Here is a 23,907-nt window from a genome sequence, read left to right on the forward strand (position 1 = left end):
TGACACAGCGACCGGTAAAACATTCACAAGGTCCCGGTAAGTTTTCATACTGTCATAACGCTAGCGAGCTCAAGGCTATACCTTAATACGCACGATTACCGGCCCGATTTGCATTTTTTTGAACTCATATGCCCTGCCCGTCGGCCCGAGGATGGCCGCTGCCCCTCAAGCCTGATAAAATCGCGCGCCTTCGCAGACCGTCAACGGCAGGGCACTTTCCAAAAGCCCCCGCCCGCCCGGTCGTTACCCAGAAATCCCCCCTAAAGGCCTGGATCATGAGCAAGCAACCCTCCCTGAGCTACAAGGACGCCGGTGTAGACATCGACGCCGGTGAAGCATTGGTCGAACGCATCAAGAGCGTCGCCAAGCGCACTGCGCGCCCTGAAGTCATGGGTGGCCTGGGCGGTTTTGGCGCCCTCTGCGAAATCCCGGCCGGCTACAAGCAGCCTGTACTGGTGTCCGGCACCGACGGCGTGGGCACCAAGCTGCGTCTGGCCCTGAACCTGAACAAGCACGACAGCATCGGCATCGATCTGGTCGCCATGTGCGTCAACGACCTGGTGGTGTGCGGCGCCGAGCCGTTGTTCTTCCTCGACTACTACGCCACCGGCAAGCTCAATGTCGAGACCGCGACCCAGGTCGTAACCGGCATCGGTGCTGGCTGCGAACTGTCGGGTTGCTCCCTGGTCGGCGGTGAAACCGCTGAAATGCCAGGCATGTACGAAGGCGAAGACTACGACCTGGCCGGCTTCTGTGTCGGTGTGGTGGAAAAAGCCGAGATCATCGACGGCTCCAAAGTAGCTGCTGGTGACGCCCTGCTCGCCCTGCCATCGTCCGGCCCGCACTCCAACGGCTACTCGCTGATCCGCAAGATCATCGAAGTGTCCGGCGCCGACATCGAGAACATCCAGCTCGACGGCAAGCCACTGACCGACCTGCTGATGGCGCCGACCCGCATCTACGTCAAGCCACTGCTCAAGCTGATCAAGGACACCGGCGCCGTCAAGGCCATGGCCCACATTACCGGTGGCGGCCTGCTGGACAACATCCCGCGCGTACTGCCAAAAGGCGCCCAGGCGATTGTCGACGTGGCCAGCTGGCAGCGCCCGGCTGTCTTCGATTGGCTGCAGGAAAAAGGCAACGTCAACGAAACCGAAATGCACCGCGTGCTCAACTGCGGCGTGGGCATGGTGATCTGCGTTGCGCAGGAACACGTTGAAACCGCACTGAACGTGCTGCGTGAAGCCGGCGAGCAACCTTGGGTCATTGGCCAGATCGCCACTGCCGCCGAAGGCGCAGCCCAGGTTGAACTGAAGAACCTCAAGGCTCACTGATGCCCCAGACCTGTGATGTCGTGGTGCTGCTTTCCGGCACCGGCAGTAACTTGCAGGCCCTGATCGACAGCACGCGCACCGGCGACAGCCCGGTGCGCATCGCTGCGGTGATTTCCAACCGCAGCGACGCCTACGGTCTGCAACGCGCCCGTGACGCGGGCATCGATACTCGCTCCCTGGATCACAAGGCGTTCGACGGTCGCGAGGCCTTCGACAGCGCCTTGATCGAACTGATCGACGCCTTCAACCCCAAACTCGTGGTCCTTGCCGGTTTCATGCGCATCCTCAGCGCAGATTTCGTCCGGCACTACGAAGGACGCCTGCTCAATATCCACCCTTCCCTGCTGCCCAAGTACAAAGGCATGCACACCCACCAGCGCGCCCTCGACGCCGGCGACAGTGAGCATGGCTGCAGCGTGCACTTTGTGACCGAGGAACTCGATGGCGGGCCTCTGGTCGTACAGGCAGTGGTTCCGGTAGAGTCAGGCGACTCGGCGCAGACGCTTGCGCAACGGGTTCATACCCAGGAACACAGGATTTACCCGCTGGCTGTTCGCTGGTTTGCCGAAGGACGGTTGATTCTTGGCGACCAGGGTGCATTATTGGACGGCCAGTTACTCGCGGCCAGCGGCCACTTGATTCGAACCTAGGAGATTTTATGCGTCGCGCCCTGCTTTTCGCTTTTGCGCTGTTCGCTTTGCCTGCCGTACAAGCGGCAGACCTTCACCCCTTCTCCGTCAGCTACACCGCCGACTGGAAACAACTGCCCATGAGCGGTTCGGCTGAACGCAGCCTGAGCAAGAATGGCGACGGTACCTGGACCTTGAATTTCAAGGCCTCGATGATGATTGCCAGCTTGACCGAAACCAGCGTGATCCTGTTCGACAAGGACACCCTGCAACCCAAGAGCTACAGCTTCGAACGCGGCGGCCTGGGCAAGGCGAAGAAGATCAACCTGGACTTCGACCAGAGCGCTAAAAAAGTCACCGGCTTTGAAAACAAAGACCCGGTCAATGTCACTCTCGAAAGCGGCATGCTCGACAAGTCCACCTACCAGCTTGCTCTGCAACGCGATGTTGCCGCCGGCAAGAAGAGCATGAGCTACCGCGTGGTTGAGGGTACTGATACCGATACCTACGACTTCCGCGTGATCGGCTCGGAAAAGGTCCAGACCAAGGTCGGTTCGATCGACGCGATCAAGGTCGAGCGCGTGCGCGACCCGTCGCAGAGCAAGCGCATCACCCAGATGTGGTTTGCCAAGGACCAGGGCGGCATCCTGGTTGCCCTGCGTCAGGTCGAGACTGACGGCAAGGAATACAACATCATGCTGCAGGATGGCACCGTTGACGGTAAGGCTGTCAAAGGCAGCTGATTGCTGATGCACCGGAAAAGAGCCTCGCTGAATGCGGGGCTTTTTTTTGCCTGGGATTTTTAGGGGACGCCACTCCCGCTATCGCATGCAAGCCAGCTCCCACAGTGGAATGCATTCCAAGGTGGGAGCTGGCTTGCCTGCGATAGCGGTGCCGAGGTCAACCTAGCCGACCTGAACATGAAACTTTTGTCATAAAGCCGCTGCGCTGGCGACGCAATGCCTTAGTTTACAAGGCCTGCAGCATTGTTGCGTTCCCCGCAATGAATTATTGCGCGCAAAATCAGTTTACTTAGCAAGCTAACAAATCATATAACAGAGGCCTGCGACGACTTGCCGCAGATCAACCAGAGATTGGAGCAAGCAGATGACTGTAAAAGTAACTGAACGCGACGATGAACATATGTCCCATGAAGCAGTAGGCCACGGGATTCACATCTGGGATGTCCATCAGCAAGACGTATTGGTCGGCATGTTTCACAACGAGAGCGACGCCCACAACTATAAAAACGAGCTCGAAACTCTCGAACTGCAACGCCAGGCAAAAAGCTCCTGAAGCTCTGAAATCATGTGGACGCCCGGCCCACGCAGCCGGGCCGTTTACGAGAAACCGCGCCTTTGGAGCGCGGTTTTTTTGTCAATAATCGCCATAAATTAATGTAACAAAAACACACACAAATAATGATTCTCGATATCATTCGTTCGCTTTTCATTCAGGCTCACGAATCAGGGAATCAATTAGATGCATGGAAATAGCAGCAAGCCAGAAAACGCGTTACTGGAACGCTGGAGCGAAGCACTTGCCACTGCGCAATTTCAGGCCAGCCACGTCAGCCTCCAAGCCCTGATCAATACGCTGGCACCCGCCGCCGAACGTAGCTTCCAACGCCTGATCCAAGCTTTGTTTCGTGAAAGCCTGCTGGCCCCCAGCACCCTCCTTTATGACGAACAGGGGCATTGCTCGCTGACACTACCTTGCCAAGCCCGACTACGTTTCGAACATTTGCGTCCTGGCCGCATGGCAAGCTGGGACCTGCGCGGCGAAGTCATCCTGTTGCGCGAAGGCCAGCCCGAACAGAAAATCCAATTTCCCTCACAATTGTTGACGTTACTTAACGCCAGCCTTGAGTCGCCTGCTGACCGGGAAGTGCTCAACCGCCTCAACGTCGAGATCGACGACAGCTTCATCAACGACACCTTGTGCCTAGCCTTCCATGAGCAATGGACGCTCAAGCTGCATGCGTCCATGGACCCGGTGTATCAAGACAATCTCCTCAGTCATCTCAAGAACAGCCCGAGCGTTATCAACCCGACTTCCGTGCTTGAACAATGGGGAACACTGGGTCACCCATGGCACCCCAACTACAAGACCAAGCTAGGCCTGAATACCGAGCAAGTCATCGACTACTCGCCGGAATTCGAAGCACGCTTTCCGGTATTGCTGTGCGCGCTGCATCGCCAATTTGCCCATGTCGAAAAGTTGGCCGGTACCGCCGATTACTGGCAGTGGTGGAGCGAGCACTTCCCGCAAGCGGCACAGCAATTGACCGCAGTCCTGCAAGCACAGGGCCTTCAGGCAGGCGATTATCTGCCATTGCCCGCCCACCCTTGGCAGGCACGCCAGGAACTGCCCCAACTGTTCGCCAACGAAATCGGCGACAAACTGCTGGTGCTGACCGATATCGTCGCGTTTACCGCCCACCCCACCATGTCATTCAGAACCGTATTGCCTGAAGGGCGTTGCGATGCGCCTATGGTCAAACTGCCCGTGTCGCTGCGACTGACCAGCGTGCAGCGCACCGTCTCACCGCGCTCGGCGCGCATGGGCCCACGGATCAGCCATTTGCTGCTGGCCATCCTGGAGCGCGAGCCTGCGATTGGGAAAATCCTCAGCATCGTTCCCGAGCGTATTGGTGTGCATTTCAAGCCACAGCCGGCCAATGACGAGCACTCCCGCCACCTGGCGGTGCTCTATCGCGACAATCCCCATAGCCAGCTCCAGCCCGGGGAAATGGCCGTGCCGGTGGGCAGCCTGTTTGCCATTGATCAACACGGCCAGCCGCTGCTGCGCCAATGGGTGCGCCTGAGCCAAGGCAAGGATGACGCGGCGGCCATGCTCGCCTTCTTCCATGAGTACGCGGCGATCAGTGTGCCGGCGCTGCTGGGCATGTATTTGCGCTACGGCGTTGCATTCGAGGCCCATCAGCAGAACTCCTTTATGGTCATGGCCGCAGGCGGGCAATTGAGCCGCCTGCTGTTACGCGATTTCGGCGATATCCGTATCGACCGCAAAACCTTGCACGCCCACGGCCTGGACATTGAACTGCACGACCCGAAGATGACGCTGTACGACGACGCAGGTTTCGTAAGGGACAAGCTGCTGCACACCGTATTCATGTGCCATCTGGGCGAGCTCATCCTGCTTGCCGCGCGCCACTTCGACATCCCCCAGGCGCTGCTCTGGAATGAACTGTCGGCTCAGGTCAGCCAGTGTTTTGACGACCTGCGCTCGCAGGTTGATCCGCAGCGCTGGGCCACCGAGCGCGAAGCACTGCTGGAGCACGCGTGGCCGGCCAAGTCGTTCATGCGCATGCGTCTGCTGGAGAGTCATGCCGATATCGTCGGGCGCCTGCCCAACCCGTTGAGCGCGGCCGCCAATGCCGACTAACAACACAGCGCTGCGGCTGCTGGTGGTGATTCAGTTGGTGTCGATGGGGGCGATGGAAATGAGCGGACCGTTCTGGCCGCTGCAAATCCAGACGCTGTTGGGCGTTGCCAATGCTCAGTACACCGGCCTGCTGTCTTCGCTGGTGTATGCCGGGCCGATGATGGCAGCGATGATCCTCACGCCCATGTGGGGGAAGCTGGGCGACCGTACCGGCCATAAGCCCATGATCATCCGCGCGTTGCTGGCACTGGCGGTGTGTCAGGCGCTGGCTGCGATAACGCCTGATCCGTGGTGGCTGGTGGTCATCCGCGTGGTGCAAGGTGCGTTGGCCGGCTTCATTGCAGCTGCCCAAGCCTACGCACTGGCCTGCTGCGGCGACGGCGGACGGGGTCACATTCTTGCCAGGCTGCAATCAGCCACTGCCGTAGGCTCCCTGGCCGGGCCGGTATTGGGCGGCTGGCTCATGGACATATCCGGTTTCGCATTGCTGTGCTACAGCGCCACCGCCGTCTGCCTATTGTGCGCGATAATCAGCGCGTTCTTGCCCAGCGACTCACCACGATCCAGACCTGCCCGCCCATCGAAGCCTGTCGCACTGCCCAAAGGCTGGCTTGGCGCGATGTTGGGAATCATCGTATTGATCCAGGCAGCCAGGATGATGCCGCAACCGTTTTACGCTTTATATGTTGCCGAGGTTTTGCAGGCGCCCGCGTGGCTGATCGGCGCCAGCTATGGCGCCAGCGCCTTGACCCTAGCACTGTCTGCGCCGTTATGGGGCCGCCTGTTCGATCGACATCAGCCAGCACATACGCTGCGCATCATCGAATGGGTCACCTGGGCCTGCGCCCTCACGCTGGCCTGCACGGCGCTGGCCAGTGAATGGTTGGGGTTCATCGCCAGCCGGTTGCTGTGGGGCGTGTGGCAGGGAGCTTTGCTGCCCGTGGCCTACACGCTGATCGCCAATACCGTCGCGTCCAGCCAGCAGGGTTTTGCCCTGGGCATGGGTAACAGCGCCGCCAAAGCAGGTGCGCTGTGCGGCGCCTTGATAGGCGGTATCGGCATGGGGTGGGTGGGCCTGGCGCACAGCTTCTGGCTGGTCGCACTGACCTATGCATTGGCCGCCGTGAGTATCCGCGCGATCCGTTCATATACGCGAGCGCCTGAGACACCCGATTTTTCTGTCAATACTTCTAATAACTCTGAGACAAACCCATGAATAAATCGCAATTGGCCGTTCTGCTGCCGCTTCTCGGCTCGATGAGTGCGCCCGCCTGGGCCGATCAGACAGAACAGACACAGGCAGCCCCGACCAGCCTGCAATTACAGGCAACAGTCGTATCGGCCACGCGCAGCGAAACCAGCATTGCGCAGATTCCAGGCTCAGTGCAGGTGATCAATGAAGCGCAAATCCGCCAGCAGACCGGGGCAGGACGTCGGGTCGCCGATATCCTCGGCCAACTGGTGCCTGGCATTGCCCCTTCCAGCGGCGGCATGAGCAACTTCGGCCAGACGCTTCGCGGGCGTAATACCCTGATCCTGATCGATGGGGTTTCACAAAACGCCACGCGCGATAACTTCCGCCAGCTCAACAGCGTGGCACCGGAAAGCATCGAGCGTATCGAAGTGATCTCCGGTGCCAGCAGTGTCTACGGCGCAGGCGCATCGGGCGGCATCATCAACATCATCACCAAACGCAACCAAGGTGAAGACCTGGCGTTCAGCAGCAAGATCGGCATGACCGCCGGTAACAACCTCAGCCACAAGGGGTTCGCTTACCAGGCGTTCCAAAGCGCCACCGGGCGCAAGGGCCCGGTGGACTGGTACCTCTCGGGCAACACCGTGCAGCGCAACGATCAGTTCGACGGTAATGGCAAGCGCATTCCCCAGGACACGTCCCAGGGCAGCAACATGGACACCGATACCTACGACCTGCAAGGTCGCTTCGGCTATGAGCTTGATGACGACAAGAAGATCAGCCTGTCGCTGCAAGACTACAAGGACGAACAAGACACCCGCTACACCAAGAACCCCCGCATCACCAGCAACGCAGTCGCCGTAAAAGGCCTGGACCTGGGCGACCAACCCTACACCCACAACCAGGCGGTCAACCTCAACTACGCCGACAAGGATTTCTACGGCCAGGGCCTGCAGATCGAAAGCTACTGGCGGCGGGCCGACGCCCTGTTCTTTCCAGACCTGTCCCGAGGCCGGGCAGGCGTGTCAGATAACAACAGCGTGCAGGACGTCTACGGCCTGCGTGCGGCGATCGAGACCCAGATGCCGGACATCGGCCCGGCAACGGGCAACCTGGTATGGGGCGCGGACTACGACCATGAAACCTCACGCCAGCGTGGCGACCAATACCGGGTCAATGGCCTGACCTACACGAAAACCGGTACCACGTTCGAACTGGGTCCAGATATCGAGACCACCACCAAAGCCATCTTTGGCCAGCTCTCCTACGACATCGACAACTGGACCTTGCGCGGTGGCGTACGTCGCGAATGGATTGAGAGTAAAGTCTCCGACAGCATCGCGTATGGCGAAATCGTCCAGACCGGCAACCGCGCGACACTGCCCGGTGGCACGCTCAAATACGATGACACGCTGTATAACCTCGGTGCGGTGTACCACCTGACCGACAACCAGGATGTGTTCGTCAACTTCAGCCAGGGCTTTTCCCTACCGGATATCCAGCGCTTCCTGCGTGACGTGAACAGCAAATACGATATCCAGGACCTCAATGCCCAGGCCTTGAAAGTCGATAGTTACGAGCTGGGCTGGCGTGGCGACTGGGACAAGTGGCAGGCCAGTGTCACCGCGTACGAAAACACCTCGGATGTCACGCAGTTCTATGATGCCAATGATCGTGTGCTGCGCCTGATCAATCAGAAAGAACGCGTGCGTGGCGTCGAAACCGGCCTGACCTATAACATCAGCGACCGATGGTCCGTCGGCGGTACTTACGCTTACGCCAAAGGCGAGACCCAGCAGAACGGCAAGTGGATCGACCTGCCTGCCACCCGCATCTCCCCCGCCAAGACCACAGCCTTTGTCGGCTATGAGCGTGACGACTACAGCCTGCGCTTGCAGGGTATGCGCCTGGCCAATTATGACGCGGCGGCCAAAGACAACAACGGCCGCGATATCCAGGGCTACACCCTGGTCGACCTGCTGGGCTCGGTAAGGCTACCGGTAGGCCGCCTCGAAGGTGCGGTGTACAACCTCACCAACCGCAACTACCAGAACATGTTCGCCCAGGCCAACGCCCGCGCACCGTACCCGAATGCCGAGGGTCGTACCTTCAGCCTGAGTTACGCAGTGGATTGGTAACCGGCTGGTGCTGCACGCTTAAAACACAAACCCCGCCTTTTGGCGGGGTTTGTCATTTCCAGCGGCTTACCACATCAGATCATCAGGGATCTGGTAAGCGGCGTACGGATCGTCTTCATCCGGCACCTGGCTTTCGGTGAGGATGTTGAGCTGCACGATACGCTCCGGAGCGCGCTCCTGGATTTTGAGCGCCGCTTCGCGCGGGATCACCTCGTAGCCGCCACCGTGGTGCACGATCGCCAGGGAGCCGTTGCTCAGCTTGTTGCGCATCAGCGTGTTGACCGACAGGCGCTTGACCTTCTTGTCATCCACGAAGTTGTAGTAGTCCTCGGTGGTCAGCTTGGGCAGGCGCGAGGTCTCGATCAGTTGCTTGACCTGGGCGGTACGCGCCTTGGCCTCGGCTTTTTCCTGCTGCTGACGGTTCAGCTCCTGGTCACGCTTGACCTTCTCGGCGTGTGCCTCAGCGGCCAGGCGCGCCTGGGTATCATCGACTTCGGCCTGGCCCTTGTGGACCAGGCGCTGCTGTTTCTGTTTCTCTTTGCCGACCTGCTTGGCCTGCTTTTGGTTGACCAGACCTGCTTTGAGCAACTGGTCGCGAAGGGAAAGGCTCATGGTGCTTACTCACTTAGGCAACTGCTCAACCGCAGCTGGACACATTCTTTTCCTGGCGTTTGGCTTCGCCCCAGAGGGCGTCCAACTCTTCGAGGGTGCAATCTTCTATGGGTTGGTGTGTATCGCGCAATGCCTGTTCGATAAATCGGAAACGTCGTTCGAACTTGGCATTGGCACCGCGCAAGGCGGTTTCCGGGTCGACCTTGAGGTGACGGGCCAGGTTGACCGCGGCAAACAGCAGGTCGCCGACTTCATCGGCGATGGCTGCCGAGTCGTTATCGGCCATGGCTTCGAGCACTTCGTCCAACTCTTCGCGCACGTTATCCACCACCGGCAACGCGGACGGCCAGTCGAAACCGACCTGGCTGGCGCGCTTTTGCAATTTGGCCGCACGGGATAACGACGGTAAGGCGGTGGGCACATCATCGAGCAGGGAGAGTTGCTCGGGAGCGTCGGACTTTTCTGCGCGCTCCTCAGCTTTGATCTGCTCCCAGCGTTCCTTGACCTGTTCTTCGCTCAACTGCGGGATATCCAGCGGTGCGTACAGGTCGCCGGTTGGGAACACGTGAGGATGCCGGCGAATCAACTTACGGGTGATGCCGTCGATCACGCCGGCAAATTCGAAGCGCCCTTCTTCCCACGCCAGTTGGCTGTAATACACCACTTGGAACAGCAGGTCGCCCAACTCACCTTGCAGGTGATCGAAATCGCCGCGCTCGATGGCGTCGGCCACTTCATAGGCCTCCTCCAGCGTGTGCGGGACGATGGTCGCGTAGGTTTGCTTGATGTCCCACGGGCAGCCGTATTGCGGGTCGCGCAGGCGGCTCATCAGGTGCAGCAGGTCTTCGAGTGAATACATCGTATCTCTTTCCGCTGAAAATCCAATGTGGGAGCTGGCTTGCCTGCGATGCTCGCGACTCGGTGCTTCAGTTAAACCGAGGTGATGCTATCGCAGGCAAGCCAGCTCCCACATGAAGCAGCTAACACAATTCAGTTCGCGCCCATCCAGCTATTCATGGGGTGCGGTTGCGCCGGGTTTCGATGATGTTCGGCAACTGGGAAATGCGCCCCAGCAACCGTCCCAGTGCGTCTAACCCCGGAATCTCGATGGTCAGGGACATCAACGCAGTGTTGTCTTCCTTGTTCGAACGGGTGTTGACCGCCAGCACGTTGATCCGCTCGTTGAGCAGCACTTGCGAGACGTCACGCAGCAAGCCGGAACGGTCGTAGGCACGGATGATAATGTCCACCGGATACGTGAGCACCGGCACCGGCCCCCAGCTGACCTGGATGATCCGCTCCGGTTCGCGCCCGCCCAACTGCAGCACCGAGGCGCAGTCCTGGCGGTGAATGCTCACGCCACGGCCCTGGGTGATGTAGCCGACGATGGCGTCGCCCGGCAACGGCTGGCAGCAGCCGGCCATTTGCGTCATCAGGTTGCCCACGCCCTGGATCTGGATATCGCCACGCTTGCCCGGCTTGTAGCCAGTGGCTTTGCGCGGGATCAGCTCCAGCTGTTCGTTGCCGCGCTCAGGCTCGACCAGTTGCTGGGCCAGGTTGACCAGTTGCGCCAGGCGCAGGTCGCCCGCGCCGAGGGCGGCAAACATGTCTTCGGCGATCTTCATGTTGGCCTTTTCGGCCAGCTTGTCGAAGTCCACCTGAGGCAGGCCCAGGCGCGCCAGTTCGCGTTCAAGCAAGGTCTTGCCGGCGGCGACGTTCTGGTCACGGGCCTGTAGCTTGAACCAGTGGACGATCTTCGCCCGCGCCCGCGAAGTGGTGATGTAACCCAGGTTCGGGTTCAGCCAGTCGCGGCTCGGCGTACCGTGCTTGCTGGTGATGATCTCGACCTGTTCACCGGTTTGCAGGCTGTAGTTGAGCGGCACGATGCGCCCGTTGATCTTGGCGCCGCGGCAGTTATGCCCGATTTCGGTGTGCACGCGGTAGGCAAAGTCCAGCGGCGTGGCGCCCTTGGGCAAGTCGATGGCGTGGCCGTCAGGCGTGAAGATATAGACCCGGTCCGGCTCGATATCCACCCGCAGTTGCTCGGCCAGGCCGCCGATGTCGCCGAGTTCTTCGTGCCATTCCAGCACTTGGCGCAGCCAGGAGATCTTCTCTTCGTACTGGTTGGACCCGGCCTTGACGTCGGTGCCCTTGTAGCGCCAGTGCGCGCACACCCCCAGCTCGGCCTCTTCGTGCATGGCGTGGGTGCGGATCTGCACTTCCAGCACCTTGCCTTCAGGGCCGATCACGGCGGTGTGCAGCGAGCGGTAGCCGTTTTCCTTGGGGTTGGCGATATAGTCGTCAAATTCCTTGGGGATGTGGCGCCACAGGGTGTGGACGATACCCAGCGCGGTGTAGCAGTCGCGCATTTCCGGCACCAGCACGCGCACCGCACGCACGTCGTAGATCTGGCTGAAGGCCAGGCCCTTGCGCTGCATTTTGCGCCAGATGGAATAGATGTGCTTGGCGCGGCCGCTGATGTCCGCGTCCACGCCGGTGGCCTGCAGCTCCGAACGCAACTGGCCCATCACGTCGCTGATAAAGCGCTCGCGGTCCAGGCGCCGCTCGTGCAGCAACGTGGCGATCTGTTTGTATTGGTCGGGTTCCAGGTAGCGGAAGGACAAATCCTCCAGCTCCCACTTGATATGGCCGATGCCCAGGCGATGGGCCAGTGGCGCGTAGATGTCGAAGACTTCGCGGGCCACACGGTTGCGCTTTTCGTCATCGGCGGTCTTCACCGCACGGATCGCGCAGGTACGCTCGGCCAGCTTGATCAGGGCGACGCGTACGTCGTCGACCATCGCTACCAGCATTTTGCGCAGGTTCTCTACCTGGCCCTGGGTGCCCAGCACCATCGACTGCCGCGGGCTGAGGCTGGCGCTAATGGCCGCCATGCGCAGCACGCCGTCGATCAGCTTGGCCACCACCGAACCGAAACGCTGGCCAACGGTGGCCAACGGAATATGCCCTTCGCGTACGCCGCGATAGAGCACGGCGGCGATCAGCGAATCCTGGTCCAGCTTGAGATCGGCCAGGATCTCGGCGATTTCCAGGCCAGTGCGAAAACTTGAAGTGCCTTCGGCCCACAGGTTCTTGGCCGCATTGTCTTGCTGTTCAGACTCACGAGCGAACTCGCAGGCTGCTTTCAAGGCTTCACGGTCCAGTGCCGGGTCGACACTGACGGCATGATCCAGCCATGCCTCGAGATTGATACTGCCGTCGGTGTTGATCGGCTGGTGTGCTCTCACCTGTACCATCTTGCTTACCTTCCCTACGACGCACCTTCGATGCGCCAAAATCATCGCCGACTTTACTGCGAGCTCCGTGGCAGTGTTCAGGCCCTGGAGAACGCAGGCCAGTCGGATTAAACGGGCATCCTAGCCCGCTTCAAATAACGCCATGGCCTCGACATGCGCGGTCTGCGGAAACATGTCGAGGATCCCGGCACGCTTTAGCCGGTAGCCTTGCTTGACCAACTCAACCGTGTCCCGCGCCAGCGTGGCTGGGTTGCAGGACACATACACCAGGCGCTTGGCCCCCAAGGCGGCGAGTTTGCGCACAACCTCCAGGGCACCATCGCGGGGTGGGTCCAAGAGTACCGCAGAAAAGCCCTGTTTGGCCCATTCTGCGTCGGTCAAAGGCTGGGACAAATCGGCCTGAAAAAACTGTGCGTTATGCAAATGGTTGCTGACGGCATTGAGGGCCGCACGGTCCACCATGGCCTGTACGCCCTCCACCGCCACCACTTCGCGTACGTGGCGAGCCAGTGGCAGGGCGAAATTGCCCAGGCCGCAAAACAGGTCCAGTACCCGTTCGTCGGCTTGTGGCGCGAGCCATTGCAGGGCTTGGGCGACCATCGCCTGGTTGACCCCGGCGTTGACCTGCACAAAGTCGCCCGGACGGTACGCCAGCTCCAGATCCCACGCCTCCAAACGGAAGCCCAGGGCCTGACCCGGCTCGACGGACTCCGGCTGCCCTTCCCCGTGCAGCCACAATTGGGCGTCATGGAAGGTGCAGAATTCCTTGAGGATCTGCAGGTCAGCCTCGGACAACGGCGCCATATGCCGCAGCAACACGGCGATGGACGAACCGCTGAACAACTCGACATGCCCCAACGCCTGCGGTTTGCTCAAGCGACGCAGCATCGCTGGCAAACGCTGCATGATCGGTTGCAAGGCCTGTACCAGCACCGGGCAATCATCGATAGCGACGATGTCCTGACTGGCCACGGCGCGAAAACCCACTTCGAGTTGCTTCGCCTTGGCGTCCCAACGCACGGCTACGCGGGCGCGGCGCCGATAACCGAACTCCGGCCCGCTCAACGGCGCGGCCCACTCTTGCGGTTCGACACCTGCCACCCGCGACAGTTGCTCGGCGAGCATGCGCTGTTTCAGGGCAAGTTGCTGGTCATGAGGCAGATGCTGCACGCTGCAGCCGCCACAGCGGCCAACATGAGCGCAGGGCGCAGGGCGCCGCAGCTCACTCGCCTGGAACACCCGCTCGGTGCGCGCCTCGACCACTTTGCCATGGGCGCCCAACACCCGTGCTTCCACCTCTTCGCCGGCCAACGCACCAGTCACAAACCAGGTGCGGCCTTCAAAGAACACGATGCCTCGGCCATCATTGGCCAGGCGCTCGATGGTCAGGCGTTGTTTCTTGCCCACCGGGATCTGCGGGGCCCGGCTGCCGCCCGTTGGCTGGAAGCGCAAGCCTCTCTCGTGCTTGGCCATCAGTTGGGTTCGTCGAAAATGCCGGTCGACAGGTAACGGTCGCCTCGGTCACAGATGATCGCGACGATCACCGCGTTTTCCACTTCTTTGGACAAGCGCAACATACCGGCCACGGCGCCACCGGAGGACACGCCGCAGAAGATGCCTTCTTCACGAGCCAGGCGGCGCGTGGTGTCTTCGGCTTCGCGCTGGGCCATGTCGATGATGCGGTCTACCCGCGTGGCGTTGTAGATCTTCGGCAAATATTCTTCGGGCCAACGACGAATACCCGGGATGGCCGCGCCTTCCATCGGTTGCAGGCCGACGATCTGAATCGCTGGGTTCTGCTCCTTGAGGTAGCGCGAGTTGCCCATGATGGTACCGGTGGTGCCCATGGAGCTGACGAAGTGGGTGATGGTGCCCTGGGTCTGGCGCCAGATCTCCGGGCCGGTGCTGGTGTAGTGCGCCTCGGGGTTGTCGCCGTTGGCGAACTGATCGAGCACCACGCCACGGCCTTCGGCGGCCATGCGCTCGGCAAGATCGCGGGCGCCTTCCATGCCTTCTTCCTGAGTCACCAGGATCAGTTGGGCACCATAGGCGGTCATCGCCGCCTTGCGCTCGGCACTGCCGTTGTCGGGCATGATCAGCACCATCTTGTAACCCTTGATCGCTGCGGCCATGGCCAGGGCGATCCCGGTGTTACCGGAGGTGGCTTCGATCAGGGTGTCGCCGGGTTTGATCTGCCCACGCAACTCGGCGCGGGCGATCATCGACAGTGCCGGGCGGTCTTTGACGGAGCCGGCCGGGTTGTTGCCCTCGAGTTTGAGCAACAGGGTATTGCTGGTTTCACCCGCCATGCGTTGCAAGCGGACCAGGGGCGTGTTGCCGACACAATCGGCGATTGTTGGGTACTGCAAGGTCATGGCGTATTCGCAATCCAGACTGCGGGGCGCACATCATACCGGGAAAGGCCGGCGGGCCATATCACGCAAAGTGTGGTGCTTATGGCTTAAAGGCATAAGCCGGGTTTATGTCGGGTCGCCATGGTTGCGCTGGAATACTTCATCGCCCATCGCAGCAATCTGCCCTTCGATCAGCGCTTCAAAGGGTTTGAGCAGTGGCTCAAACGACGTCGGCGCTTCCAATACCTGCAACGCTTGCGTGATCGCTTCGACCGTCGACAAGGCGCCAGGCCCCGGCGCCTTGCGCAAGCGATAGCGGGAAACGCCGCCTTCGGCCAATGTCACCCGGGGCAACGCCGCCAGCAAGGGGTTGAGGTGCAGCAGTTTGCGCGCCTTGCGCCAGGTGCCATCGGGAACCACCAACAGCAGTGGCTGATCGTCAGGTGCGTAGGCGTGCAGCGGCTCGGCTTCATCCGCCGGAAACAACAGGCGTGCCCGATAGCCAGGCGGGTTCAATAGCGTCGCCAGGTCATCAAACACCTCCCCCACCACCAACTGCGCGTTGTTCAGGCCCAACGCCGCCAGCCGCGCAGTATTGAGCGCATGGCCGACCTCGCTCGGGTGCTGCAACACCAACACGCGGGTGCGGCTGTCGAGGTGGGGGATCAGCGCACACAGGCAGTGCGTGGTCGGGCGCAGGCAGCGCGGGCAATGGGGTCGGGACATGGTGTGTTCAGGCCTGGTTGAGCTGGGTCTTGAGCAAATCGCGGAAGGTCTGGATCAGGGGCTCGCGGCTGCGGCCACGGCGCATGATCAGCGAAAACGGCGCCTGGTAGCCGAAGGTGGCCGGCAGCAAAACGCGCAGGTCGCCCTTGTCAGCCCAGGCCTGGGCGTAGTGTTCGGGCAGGTAGCCAATATAAGCGCCCGACAGCACCAGAATCAGTTGCGCCTCCATACTTTCCACCGTGGCAGCGCTGTGCTTGAAGCCGTGGCGCGCCAGCTCGGCCTGGCTCCAGTAACCTCGCCCGACCATGCGTTGCTGGGTGATCACTTGTTCCGGGATGCGCCGCTCGTTGAACAATGGGTGCCGGTTGCTGCAATACAACCAGTGCTGTTCGCGGTACAGCGGCATGTAGACCAGCCCGCTCATGCGGTTGGAGAACGCACCGATGGCCAGGTCCAGGCGATTGTCCTGGACCCCCAGTTGCAATTCGTAGGGGCTCATCACCGACAGGTGTAAATGCACCGCCGGGTGCTCCAGGCTGTAGGCGCCAATCACTTCGGCGAACGGCAAGGCCTTGTCGCTGACGGTGGAGTCGAGCACCCCGAGCTTGAGGGTGCCGCGCAATTCGCCTTTCAACGCAGCGGCGTATTGCTCGAAACCTTCGAGTTCGCCCAACAGGCGCAGGGTTTCCTGATGAAACAGCTCGCCCTTGCTGGTCAGGCTGAAGCCGCCACGGCCACGATGGCACAGCACCAGGCCCAAGGCTGACTCGAGTTGGCTCATGTAGGTGCTGATGGCCGACGTCGACAGGTTGAGCTCGTGCTGGGCGTTGGCAAACCCTTGGTGGCGCACGACGCTGACGAAGATGCGCAGGAGTTTCAGGTCGGGCAAGGCGTTGGCCATGGGGGCTCCAGGGGGGGCACACTAAATTGTGGGCGCTGGCTTGCCTGCTCCCACATTTGAATGGAGTTTACCCCAGGCTTTAGTTTAGAAAAATCTGAACTAAGTATTTGCCTCTGCCGATTCTTCCTAAGCCAGGCTTTTCGCAGAATCGGCCATCAATAAACAAAACAACGATGAGGCAATCCCGTGGACAAGATTTTCCACCAACCACTGGGCGGCAACGAAATGCCGCGCTTCGCCGGCATCGCCACCATGATGCGTCTTCCCCACCTGCAAACCGCCAAGGGCCTGGACGCCGCCTTCGTCGGCGTGCCTCTGGATATCGGCACCTCGCTGCGCGCCGGTACGCGCTTCGGCCCACGGGAAATCCGTGCCGAGTCGGTGATGATCCGCCCCTATAACATGGCCACCGGCGCTGCCCCCTTCGACTCATTGTCGGTGGCCGATATCGGTGACGTGGCGATCAATACCTTTAACCTGCTCGACGCGGTGCGCATCATCGAAGAAGCCTACGACGAGATCCTCGAGCACAACGTCATCCCCCTGACCCTGGGTGGCGACCACACCATCACCCTGCCGATCCTGCGGGCGATCCACAAAAAACATGGCAAGGTCGGGCTGGTGCACATCGACGCCCACGCCGACGTCAACGACCATATGTTCGGCGAGAAAATTGCCCACGGCACCACCTTCCGCCGCGCCGTGGAAGAGGGCTTGCTCGATTGCGACCGCGTGGTGCAGATCGGCCTGCGCGCCCAGGGGTATACCGCCGAAGACTTCAACTGGAGCCGCAAGCAAGGCTTCCGTGTGGTCCAGGCCGAAGAATGCTGGCATCACTCCCTCGCGCCGCTGATGGCCGAAGTGCGGGAAAAAGTCGGCGGCGGCCCGGTGTATCTGAGCTTTGACATCGACGGCATCGACCCCGCCTGGGCGCCCGGCACCGGCACCCCTGAAATCGGCGGGCTGACCACCATCCAGGCCATCGAAATCATCCGTGGCTGCCAGGGCCTCGATCTGATTGGTTGCGACCTGGTAGAAGTTTCGCCGCCTTACGACACCACCGGCAATACCTCGTTGCTGGGCGCCAACTTGCTGTACGAGATGCTCTGCGTACTGCCTGGCGTCGCGCATCGCTGATAAGGCGAATGCGCTGAGAACAATAAAAACCGCGTCTTCACACTCACAACCAAGGGGATCGCACAGATCCCCGACAACGATGTACCTGACTTTCGCTCGCGTGTTTACCGAGCCAGCTGCCGCCTGATCGCCCATAAAAAATATAATCGGAGAACCGCCGTCATGGCTTTGGATTTATTCGTCGTACTCATCTACGCCGCCGGCATGCTGGTGCTCGGCTACTACGGCATGCGTCGCGCCAAAACCCACGAAGACTACCTGGTCGCCGGCCGTAACCTCGGCCCGTCACTGTACATGGGCACCATGGCCGCTACGGTGCTGGGCGGTGCCTCCACCGTCGGTACCGTGCGCCTGGGGTATGTGCATGGTATTTCGGGTTTCTGGCTGTGCGCCGCGCTCGGCGCGGGCATCATTGCCCTGAACCTGTTCCTGGCTAAGCCGCTGTTGAAGCTGAAAATCTTCACCGTCACCCAGGTCCTGGAAAAACGCTACAACCCCATGGCCCGCCAGGCCAGCGCGGTGATCATGCTGGCCTACGCGCTGATGATCGGCGTGACCTCGATCCTGGCCATTGGCACCGTGCTGCAAGTGCTGTTTGACCTGCCGTTCTGGATGTCGGTACTGGTGGGCGGCGGCGTGGTGGTGGTGTATTCGACCATCGGTGGCATGTGGTCGCTGACCCTCACTGATATTGTGCAATTCGTGATCAAGACCGTCGGCCTGATGTTCATCCTGTTGCCGATCTGCCTGTACCGCGTCGGTGGCTGGGATGAACTGGTGGCCAAACTGCCGGCGTCGAACTTCAGCTTCACCGCTATCGGCTGGGACACGATCATCACCTACTTCATGATCTACTTCTTTGGCATCCTGATCGGCCAGGATATCTGGCAACGGGTCTTCACCGCCCGTGACGAAAAGGTCGCCCAGTACGCAGGCACTTTCGCCGGCTTCTATTGCATCCTGTACGGCCTGGCCTGTGCGCTGATCGGCATGGCTGCCCATGTGCTGATCCCGGACCTGGACAACGTCAACAATGCCTTCGCCGCGATCGTCAAAGCTTCGCTGCCAGACGGCATTCGCGGCCTGGTCATCGCCGCCGCGCTGGCCGCCATGATGTCTACCGCCAGCGCCGGCCTGCTCGCCGCCTCCACTGTGTTGACCGAAGACCTGCTGCCCCGCCTGCGCGGCGGCAAGGCGTCGAGCCTGCGCATCAACCGGCTGTTCACCCTGTTGACCGGCATTGCCGTGCTGGGTATCGCATTGGTGGTGAACGATGTGATCAGCGCGCTGACGCTGGCCTATAACCTGTTGGTGGGCGGTATGTTGGTACCCTTGATCGGCGCGATCTTCTGGAAGCGCGCGACCACCTCGGGCGCAATCACGTCCATGAGCCTGGGCTTTGTGACCGCGCTGGTGTTTATGTTCAAGGATGGGCTGGATGCAAACACGCCGATCTACTACAGCCTGGCAGTGGCGCTGGTGAGCTTTGTACTGGTGAGTTTGCTGTCGCGTCGGCCGGCCAAGGTGGCGGCTGCGGTGGTTTGAGCTATAACAGGGATGAGGATATTTTCTTCAGCGGGCGCGACGTCGGAGGTCGCGCCCGTTTTTTTCGCCTAGCGCAATACAACTGTGGGAGCGGGCTTGCTCGCGAAAGCGGTGTGTCATTCAACCTTTCCGTTGGCTGATACACCGCTTTCGCGAGCAAGCCCGCTCCCACATTTTTTAGCGGCGACGGGGCCGACGTTGCTCGTCATCCGTGCGAATCGGCACCGGTTGCAGCGGAGGCTCGATCAAGCCCAACGCAACGCCAAGGTCGTGGAGCCAGTTTTGGATTTTCTCTTTCATGATTGCCCCCTTTGAGGGTAGTGCTGGCCGGCGTGAGTTCTGTCGCCGTTTCCTACAGTGATAGTAGCCCTAAGTCCTAGGTAATGCTTGAAGGAAACCACAACGAACTATTACTGAATTGATCCGAATCCTGACGGATCGTTCAAGCAATCGCGCGAGTGTCTTGCACGCACAGTGGGTTGCCGTCTTGCTGCAGGTCGATCCATGCATTGAGGTTAGCGCCGAGCATACCCTTTCGCCACATCAGCCAGGTGGTCGCAGTGGCAAAAGGCCCGGTCAGCGGATGAACGGACACGCTGTCCTTGCCGGGAAGGCTTGCGAGCATGGATTCAGACATCAACGCCACGCCGGAACCTGCGATCACGCAAGCGAGCATGCCTTGGTAGGACTCGATCTCGATCGCCCGCCCCATCGCCACTCGCTCATGGGAAAACCAGGTTTCCAGGCGCGTGCGGTAGGCGCAACTGCGCCGGAACGTGAACACCGCACGGCCCGCCACATCCTGGGGGCCACGCACCGGCGGATGATCGGCCTCGCAAATCAGCACCAGGCGCTCTTCGCACAGCGGTACGCCATCCAGGGTGGTGATGGTCAACGGGCCGTCGACGAAGGCTGCGTCCAGGCGCCCGGTAATCAGCCCTTCCAGCAACTCCCCACTGGGTGCCGACTGCACCTGAAGGTTCACCATGGGGTAAGTCTTGTGATAGCGCGCCAGCAGCTTCGGCAAATGAACTGCGGCGGTGCTGTACATGCTGCCCAATACGAAATCACCGGCCGGTTGCCCGCCTTGTACGGCGCCGTGGGCTTCATCATGCAGCGCCAGCAGGCGAGTGCTGTAGTCCAGCAGTACCTTGCCCGCCGGAGAAAGCTGCAAACGCTGGCGCTCGCGCACGAACAGGTCGACACCCAATTGCTCTTCCATTTGTTTAAGCCGGGTCGACAGGTTGGACGGCACGCGGTGCAGGCGCTCGGCGGCACGGGTAATGGAGCCCTCTTCCGCCACAGCCTGGAAAATGCGCAATTGACTGAACTCCATTACTTTCTCCAAAACTGAACAAGTTACTCACTATTATTCAATTTTACAGAAAGTCAATCCGTCTTAGCCTGCAAGGCATTCGCTTCTTTGCAGGAAACCTGAACATGTCCCCGCTGATTCGTTTACTCGCCAGCTCCGTCGCCCTGATGATGGCCATGGGCATTGGCCGCTTCGCCCTGACTCCGCAAATGCCGCATTTGCTCAGTGAAGGCCAGATCGACCTGACCGGCGCCGGCCTGCTCGCTGCCGCCAATTACCTGGGTTATTTCGTCGGCGCGGTGGACTCGATCTTTGCCCGTAGCCATCAGCATGTGCGCGGGCGCCTCTACGGCGGGTTGTGGCTGTGCGTATTGCTGACCCTGGCGTCCTACTGGGCTAACGGGTTCTGGCCGCACTTGTTGCTGCGCTTTGGCACCGGGGTCGCCAGTGCCTGGGCCCTGGTGATGATTACCAGCCTGAGCCAGCCACTGGCGACTGCCGCCGGCCGCCCGCGCCTGGGTGCGTTGGTGTTTGCCGGGCCGGGGTTGGGGATTGTGCTGACGGGGCTGCTGGCGTTGGTTTCCAACCTATTAGGGCAACGCTCTGCCACGCTGTGGTTGCTCTACGGGACGGTAGCGCTGGTGATGCTGCTGGCGATCCTGCCGTTTTTACCCAAGCCGGCCGTCACTGTTACCCAGGTCTCCAGCGCGGGGAGCAACGGCAGCATCGCGCACCTGTGCTGGATTTATTTCCTGTACGGCCTGGGCTACATCATCCCGGCGACTTTTCTGTCGCAGATGGCCAGCGCTCAATTCAACGGGGCCTGGCAGGCCGATCTGTTCTGGCCCTGCTTTGGCCTGGCGGCCGCGCTGGGAGTGGGGGTGGCCAGCCTGCGCCGCAAGCACCCGAACACCACCCGTCGCTGGCTGATGGCGACTTTATGGCTGCAAGCGGCCGGGGTATTTGCCTGCCTGCTTGGCAATGGCTGGGGCTTGGCGCTGGGCGTGTTGCTGTGCGGTGCGCCATTTTTGGCCTGCATGCAGTTGGTGATGGCGCGATTAAGGGAGGTCGCACCCCATGGCTACCAACGCAGCACGGGGCTGCTGACCGCCAGCTTCGCCGTCGGCCAATTGAGCGGGCCACTATTGGCGTCGGTCAGCAGCCACCTCAGTGGCGGCCTGCAACCGGCGTTGGTCGCTGCCGGTACCGGGTTGTTATTAGCCGGTTCAGTACTGATCAACCGCCCTCTACCGCCGCAGCCGATTTGCACACAAGTGGCCAGCGGTGCAGCAAATGGCGGTTAGGCACGTGCCCCACGCCATGTCCATCAGCGCCAACCCGGCGGACCAGCCTTGAAGCGTGGCCCAGTTGCTCAGGTCATAGGTGCCATAGGCCACCAAGCCAAGCAAGGCGCCCAAACGCGCAGCGCGCTGCCAACTGGCGCTGGGCAAGATCACCAACACCACGCAACCGAGGACATACAGGAGATAGAACAATATCGCAGGCAACAGGCGTGGCTGATCAAGCATCAGCGTGCCGAGCAGGGATTTATAGGTGGAGCCCATGAGCACGCCAAGCCAGAGGCCGTCGAGGACCAGGAAGGCGAGCAAGGTGCCGAGGTAGGCATACAACAACTTTCTGGACATGAGCAAGCCCTACTGTGAAGGCAAGCTTGTTGTGGCGAGCAAGCTTGCTTGCGTTGGGGTGCGAAGCGCCCCCAAAAAAGCTTGCGACTGCTACGCAGTCGAGCGGGAGCAAGCTCCCTCGCCACAACAAGCTCGCTCCTACAGGAGAGCGAAGCGTACTCAGCTTAGTTCAATGCGATCGGCGTGAATCACGATCTGGCCCTGCTTGTAGAGCGCACCAATGGCCTTCTTGAAGTTGCCCTTGCTCACGCCGAACAAGTTGCTGATCACCGCCGGGTCGCTTTTGTCGCTGACCGGCAGGGTGCCGTTGTTGTCGCGCAACTTGGCGAGGATCTTCGAGTTCAGGCTGGAGGCCGCTTCCTGGCCCACCGGTTGCAGGCTCAGGCTGATGTTGCCATCGGCGCGGATCTCTTTGATGAAACCCTTCTCTTCCTTGCCCGGACGCAGGAACTTGAACACTTCGTTCTTGTGGATCAGGCCCCAGTGCTTGTTGTTGATGATCGCCTTGAAGCCCATGTCGGTGGCTTCGGCAACCAGCAGGTCGACTTCCTGGCCCACCTGGTAGTTGGCTGGCGTCTTGTCCAGGTAACGGTCAAGGCGAGCGGTGGCGGTGATGCGCTTGGTGTGCTTGTCGAGGTAGACGTGCACCACGCAATACTCACCTGCGGTCAGCTGGCGTTTTTCTTCCGAATACGGCAGCAGCAGATCCTTGGGCAAACCCCAATCAAGGAATACGCCAATGCTGTTGACTTCCACAACTTTCAAACTGGCGAATTCACCGACTTGAACTTTGGGTTTTTCGGTGGTGGCGATAAGTTTGTCATCGCTGTCCAGATAAATGAAAACGTTGAGCCAGTCTTCATCTTCACTGGGAATATCTTTAGGGATATACCGATTAGGCAAGAGGATTTCCCCATCTTGCGCACCATCGAGGTACAAACCAAAGTTAGTGTGCTTGACCACTTGCAAGCTGTTGTAGCGCCCGACTAAAGCCATTTCCAATACCCTCATTGCGTGGGCGGCATTCTACCCGAGTTGGGCCCTGCACGCGCGCGCGCCTGAAAAATCGCGGGCTGGCATGGCGTTCCAATGGCAGCGCCCCACTCGTCTGATCGTTCGGTTCACTTTGAGCAGGCCATCAGCGGGCCACCCGGCCTGTGGTTTCCAGCTAAAACAGTAAGTTAGCGCTTTATTTCGGCGTTGAACTTCGGCTATTTCCAGCGCTGGATATTAATCCTGAGGGATATTTGCCAAGCAATTGTCAAGTATTTCCTGTACGATGCCTGGCCAAGTTAATTTTCTACAGGTTAGTGGCCGCCATGCGTGTAAAAGCATCCAACAGCAAAGCAAAGCCAGCTCCCGCCGTTGAAACCAGCGAATCGATCAATAGCCAGATTGCTGCGTTCCTCAAGTCCGGCGGCGAAATCCAGCAAATTGCCAAGGGCGTGAGCGGCCAGACTTTCGGCCCGTCCAAGCAGATCAGCCTGGGCAAGAAGTAATAGTCATACCCTCGCACTGCATCTGGTCCCTAAGCGTCTTGCCTTCAAGGCGCTAGGACTAGAGTTGCAACCCCCTCCTCACACCTTCAATACGCAGCTAATCGACGAACGGGCCTCAACGCCAGGCATTCGCCGGTATCCTTGCACACGTCTAGCACGGGCATCCGCCTGAATCTTTCCGTTACTGCTCCTCGCTTTTCATGGAGTGAAG

22 protein-coding genes are annotated in these 23,907 nt (G+C 60.4%); 11 read left to right on the top strand and 11 right to left on the bottom strand.

Annotation, left to right across the window (positions count from 1 at the left end):
• Positions 1-275: 275 nt before the first annotated feature.
• The 7 genes from purM (at position 276) to BOP96_RS09610 (ending at position 8,704) form a co-directional block, all read left to right on the top strand.
• On the top strand, positions 276-1,334 hold the full coding sequence (gene purM, locus BOP96_RS09580) for a phosphoribosylformylglycinamidine cyclo-ligase (RefSeq protein ID WP_014719398.1): 1,059 nt from the start codon (positions 276-278) through the stop codon (positions 1,332-1,334).
• Positions 1,334-1,984, top strand: a complete 651-nt coding sequence (purN, locus tag BOP96_RS09585; RefSeq protein WP_003193061.1) for a phosphoribosylglycinamide formyltransferase — start codon at positions 1,334-1,336, stop codon at positions 1,982-1,984. Before purM ends, purN begins: the two co-directional genes overlap by 1 nt.
• An 8-nt stretch (positions 1,985-1,992) precedes the next feature.
• Positions 1,993-2,706, top strand: a complete 714-nt coding sequence (locus tag BOP96_RS09590; RefSeq protein ID WP_014719399.1) for a DUF3108 domain-containing protein — start codon at positions 1,993-1,995, stop codon at positions 2,704-2,706.
• A 364-nt stretch (positions 2,707-3,070) separates the two neighbouring features.
• Complete coding sequence (locus BOP96_RS09595) at positions 3,071-3,259, top strand: hypothetical protein (RefSeq protein WP_003193064.1); 189 nt, start codon at positions 3,071-3,073, stop codon at positions 3,257-3,259.
• Between the two features lie 186 nt (positions 3,260-3,445).
• Positions 3,446-5,371 carry an IucA/IucC family protein gene (locus BOP96_RS09600; RefSeq protein ID WP_073452549.1) on the top strand — a complete coding sequence of 642 codons (1,926 nt, stop codon included), beginning with the start codon at positions 3,446-3,448 and terminating at the stop codon, positions 5,369-5,371.
• Positions 5,361-6,587 (top strand): MFS transporter, encoded by a 1,227-nt coding sequence (locus tag BOP96_RS09605; protein ID WP_019820433.1) that lies wholly within the window; start codon positions 5,361-5,363, stop codon positions 6,585-6,587. Before BOP96_RS09600 ends, BOP96_RS09605 begins: the two co-directional genes overlap by 11 nt.
• Positions 6,584-8,704 carry a TonB-dependent receptor gene (locus BOP96_RS09610; protein WP_073452552.1) on the top strand — a complete coding sequence of 707 codons (2,121 nt, stop codon included), beginning with the start codon at positions 6,584-6,586 and terminating at the stop codon, positions 8,702-8,704. Before BOP96_RS09605 ends, BOP96_RS09610 begins: the two co-directional genes overlap by 4 nt.
• A 66-nt stretch (positions 8,705-8,770) precedes the next feature.
• Here the strand turns inward: BOP96_RS09610 and BOP96_RS09615 are convergent, their stop codons facing one another.
• From BOP96_RS09615 to BOP96_RS09645, 7 genes are all read right to left on the bottom strand, one after another.
• Positions 8,771-9,316: a DUF2058 domain-containing protein gene (locus BOP96_RS09615; protein WP_014719402.1), complete on the bottom strand. Its 546-nt coding sequence runs from the start codon at positions 9,314-9,316 to the stop codon at positions 8,771-8,773.
• A 25-nt stretch (positions 9,317-9,341) separates the two neighbouring features.
• Positions 9,342-10,175 carry a nucleoside triphosphate pyrophosphohydrolase gene (gene mazG, locus BOP96_RS09620; RefSeq protein WP_038451085.1) on the bottom strand — a complete coding sequence of 278 codons (834 nt, stop codon included), beginning with the start codon at positions 10,173-10,175 and terminating at the stop codon, positions 9,342-9,344.
• Between the two features lie 154 nt (positions 10,176-10,329).
• The gene (relA, locus tag BOP96_RS09625; protein ID WP_005790193.1) at positions 10,330-12,573 is read right to left on the bottom strand and encodes a GTP diphosphokinase; all 2,244 of its coding nucleotides are present in this window, start codon (positions 12,571-12,573) and stop codon (positions 10,330-10,332) included.
• A 120-nt stretch (positions 12,574-12,693) separates the two neighbouring features.
• Complete coding sequence (rlmD, locus tag BOP96_RS09630) at positions 12,694-14,046, bottom strand: 23S rRNA (uracil(1939)-C(5))-methyltransferase RlmD (protein ID WP_019820441.1); 1,353 nt, start codon at positions 14,044-14,046, stop codon at positions 12,694-12,696.
• Positions 14,046-14,948 (bottom strand): cysteine synthase CysM, encoded by a 903-nt coding sequence (gene cysM / locus BOP96_RS09635; RefSeq protein WP_003193080.1) that lies wholly within the window; start codon positions 14,946-14,948, stop codon positions 14,046-14,048. The genes rlmD and cysM overlap by 1 nt, the downstream gene beginning before the upstream one ends.
• Positions 14,949-15,053: 105 nt before the next feature.
• On the bottom strand, positions 15,054-15,653 hold the full coding sequence (locus tag BOP96_RS09640; protein WP_014719405.1) for a tRNA-uridine aminocarboxypropyltransferase: 600 nt from the start codon (positions 15,651-15,653) through the stop codon (positions 15,054-15,056).
• A 7-nt stretch (positions 15,654-15,660) separates the two neighbouring features.
• The gene (locus BOP96_RS09645; protein ID WP_014719406.1) at positions 15,661-16,554 is read right to left on the bottom strand and encodes a LysR family transcriptional regulator; all 894 of its coding nucleotides are present in this window, start codon (positions 16,552-16,554) and stop codon (positions 15,661-15,663) included.
• A gap of 186 nt (positions 16,555-16,740) precedes the next feature.
• On the opposite strand from BOP96_RS09645, the gene speB reads away from it, so the two are divergent.
• The gene (speB, locus tag BOP96_RS09650; RefSeq protein ID WP_014719407.1) at positions 16,741-17,691 is read left to right on the top strand and encodes an agmatinase; all 951 of its coding nucleotides are present in this window, start codon (positions 16,741-16,743) and stop codon (positions 17,689-17,691) included.
• A gap of 162 nt (positions 17,692-17,853) precedes the next feature.
• Entirely contained in the window at positions 17,854-19,236 is a 1,383-nt protein-coding gene (locus tag BOP96_RS09655) for a sodium:solute symporter (RefSeq protein WP_014719408.1), read from the top strand.
• A 177-nt stretch (positions 19,237-19,413) separates the two neighbouring features.
• Here BOP96_RS09655 and BOP96_RS30440 read toward each other — a convergent pair whose 3' ends face one another.
• Positions 19,414-19,536 carry a PA1414 family protein gene (locus tag BOP96_RS30440; protein WP_003193089.1) on the bottom strand — a complete coding sequence of 41 codons (123 nt, stop codon included), beginning with the start codon at positions 19,534-19,536 and terminating at the stop codon, positions 19,414-19,416.
• 142 nt (positions 19,537-19,678) lie between these two features.
• The gene (gene ptrR / locus BOP96_RS09660) at positions 19,679-20,572 is read right to left on the bottom strand and encodes a putrescine utilization regulator PtrR (protein WP_032903115.1); all 894 of its coding nucleotides are present in this window, start codon (positions 20,570-20,572) and stop codon (positions 19,679-19,681) included.
• Positions 20,573-20,676: 104 nt separating this feature from the next.
• Here ptrR and BOP96_RS09665 point away from each other — a divergent pair, with 104 nt between their 5' ends.
• Complete coding sequence (locus tag BOP96_RS09665) at positions 20,677-21,855, top strand: MFS transporter (protein WP_020302674.1); 1,179 nt, start codon at positions 20,677-20,679, stop codon at positions 21,853-21,855.
• Here BOP96_RS09665 and BOP96_RS09670 read toward each other — a convergent pair.
• Together BOP96_RS09670 and BOP96_RS09675 are read right to left on the bottom strand one after the other, a co-directional pair.
• On the bottom strand, positions 21,799-22,197 hold the full coding sequence (locus BOP96_RS09670) for a DUF2177 family protein (RefSeq protein ID WP_020302673.1): 399 nt from the start codon (positions 22,195-22,197) through the stop codon (positions 21,799-21,801). The genes BOP96_RS09665 and BOP96_RS09670 overlap by 57 nt on opposite strands.
• A 159-nt stretch (positions 22,198-22,356) precedes the next feature.
• Positions 22,357-23,193 (bottom strand): CvfB family protein, encoded by an 837-nt coding sequence (locus tag BOP96_RS09675; RefSeq protein WP_019820451.1) that lies wholly within the window; start codon positions 23,191-23,193, stop codon positions 22,357-22,359.
• Positions 23,194-23,516: 323 nt separating this feature from the next.
• On the opposite strand from BOP96_RS09675, the gene BOP96_RS09680 reads away from it, so the two are divergent.
• Positions 23,517-23,696: a hypothetical protein gene (locus BOP96_RS09680; RefSeq protein ID WP_003193095.1), complete on the top strand. Its 180-nt coding sequence runs from the start codon at positions 23,517-23,519 to the stop codon at positions 23,694-23,696.
• Positions 23,697-23,907: the final 211 nt, after the last annotated feature.

The sequence above is a fragment of the Pseudomonas sp. FSL W5-0203 genome, assembly GCF_001896155.1.
GTDB classification, from domain to species: domain Bacteria; phylum Pseudomonadota; class Gammaproteobacteria; order Pseudomonadales; family Pseudomonadaceae; genus Aquipseudomonas; species Aquipseudomonas paracarnis.

Bases quoted from the DNA above. Each gene is read 5' to 3' on its own strand.
- BOP96_RS30440 (WP_003193089.1), bottom strand. From the start codon at position 19,536: ATGAAAGAGAAAATCCAAAACTGGCTCCACGACCTTGGCGTTGCGTTG.
- cysM (WP_003193080.1), bottom strand. From the start codon at position 14,948: ATGACCTTGCAGTACCCAACAATCGCCGATTGTGTCGGCAACACGCCC.
- BOP96_RS09645 (WP_014719406.1), bottom strand. From the start codon at position 16,554: ATGGCCAACGCCTTGCCCGACCTGAAACTCCTGCGCATCTTCGTCAGC.
- purN (WP_003193061.1), top strand. From the start codon at position 1,334: ATGCCCCAGACCTGTGATGTCGTGGTGCTGCTTTCCGGCACCGGCAGT.
- BOP96_RS09600 (WP_073452549.1), top strand. From the start codon at position 3,446: ATGCATGGAAATAGCAGCAAGCCAGAAAACGCGTTACTGGAACGCTGG.
- BOP96_RS09595 (WP_003193064.1), top strand. From the start codon at position 3,071: ATGACTGTAAAAGTAACTGAACGCGACGATGAACATATGTCCCATGAA.
- BOP96_RS09605 (WP_019820433.1), top strand. From the start codon at position 5,361: ATGCCGACTAACAACACAGCGCTGCGGCTGCTGGTGGTGATTCAGTTG.
- purM (WP_014719398.1), top strand. From the start codon at position 276: ATGAGCAAGCAACCCTCCCTGAGCTACAAGGACGCCGGTGTAGACATC.
- BOP96_RS09680 (WP_003193095.1), top strand. From the start codon at position 23,517: ATGCGTGTAAAAGCATCCAACAGCAAAGCAAAGCCAGCTCCCGCCGTT.
- BOP96_RS09640 (WP_014719405.1), bottom strand. From the start codon at position 15,653: ATGTCCCGACCCCATTGCCCGCGCTGCCTGCGCCCGACCACGCACTGC.
- relA (WP_005790193.1), bottom strand. From the start codon at position 12,573: ATGGTACAGGTGAGAGCACACCAGCCGATCAACACCGACGGCAGTATC.
- BOP96_RS09665 (WP_020302674.1), top strand. From the start codon at position 20,677: ATGTCCCCGCTGATTCGTTTACTCGCCAGCTCCGTCGCCCTGATGATG.
- BOP96_RS09675 (WP_019820451.1), bottom strand. From the start codon at position 23,193: ATGGCTTTAGTCGGGCGCTACAACAGCTTGCAAGTGGTCAAGCACACT.
- BOP96_RS09590 (WP_014719399.1), top strand. From the start codon at position 1,993: ATGCGTCGCGCCCTGCTTTTCGCTTTTGCGCTGTTCGCTTTGCCTGCC.
- ptrR (WP_032903115.1), bottom strand. From the start codon at position 20,572: ATGGAGTTCAGTCAATTGCGCATTTTCCAGGCTGTGGCGGAAGAGGGC.
- BOP96_RS09670 (WP_020302673.1), bottom strand. From the start codon at position 22,197: ATGTCCAGAAAGTTGTTGTATGCCTACCTCGGCACCTTGCTCGCCTTC.
- BOP96_RS09615 (WP_014719402.1), bottom strand. From the start codon at position 9,316: ATGAGCCTTTCCCTTCGCGACCAGTTGCTCAAAGCAGGTCTGGTCAAC.
- BOP96_RS09655 (WP_014719408.1), top strand. From the start codon at position 17,854: ATGGCTTTGGATTTATTCGTCGTACTCATCTACGCCGCCGGCATGCTG.
- BOP96_RS09610 (WP_073452552.1), top strand. From the start codon at position 6,584: ATGAATAAATCGCAATTGGCCGTTCTGCTGCCGCTTCTCGGCTCGATG.
- mazG (WP_038451085.1), bottom strand. From the start codon at position 10,175: ATGTATTCACTCGAAGACCTGCTGCACCTGATGAGCCGCCTGCGCGAC.
- rlmD (WP_019820441.1), bottom strand. From the start codon at position 14,046: ATGGCCAAGCACGAGAGAGGCTTGCGCTTCCAGCCAACGGGCGGCAGC.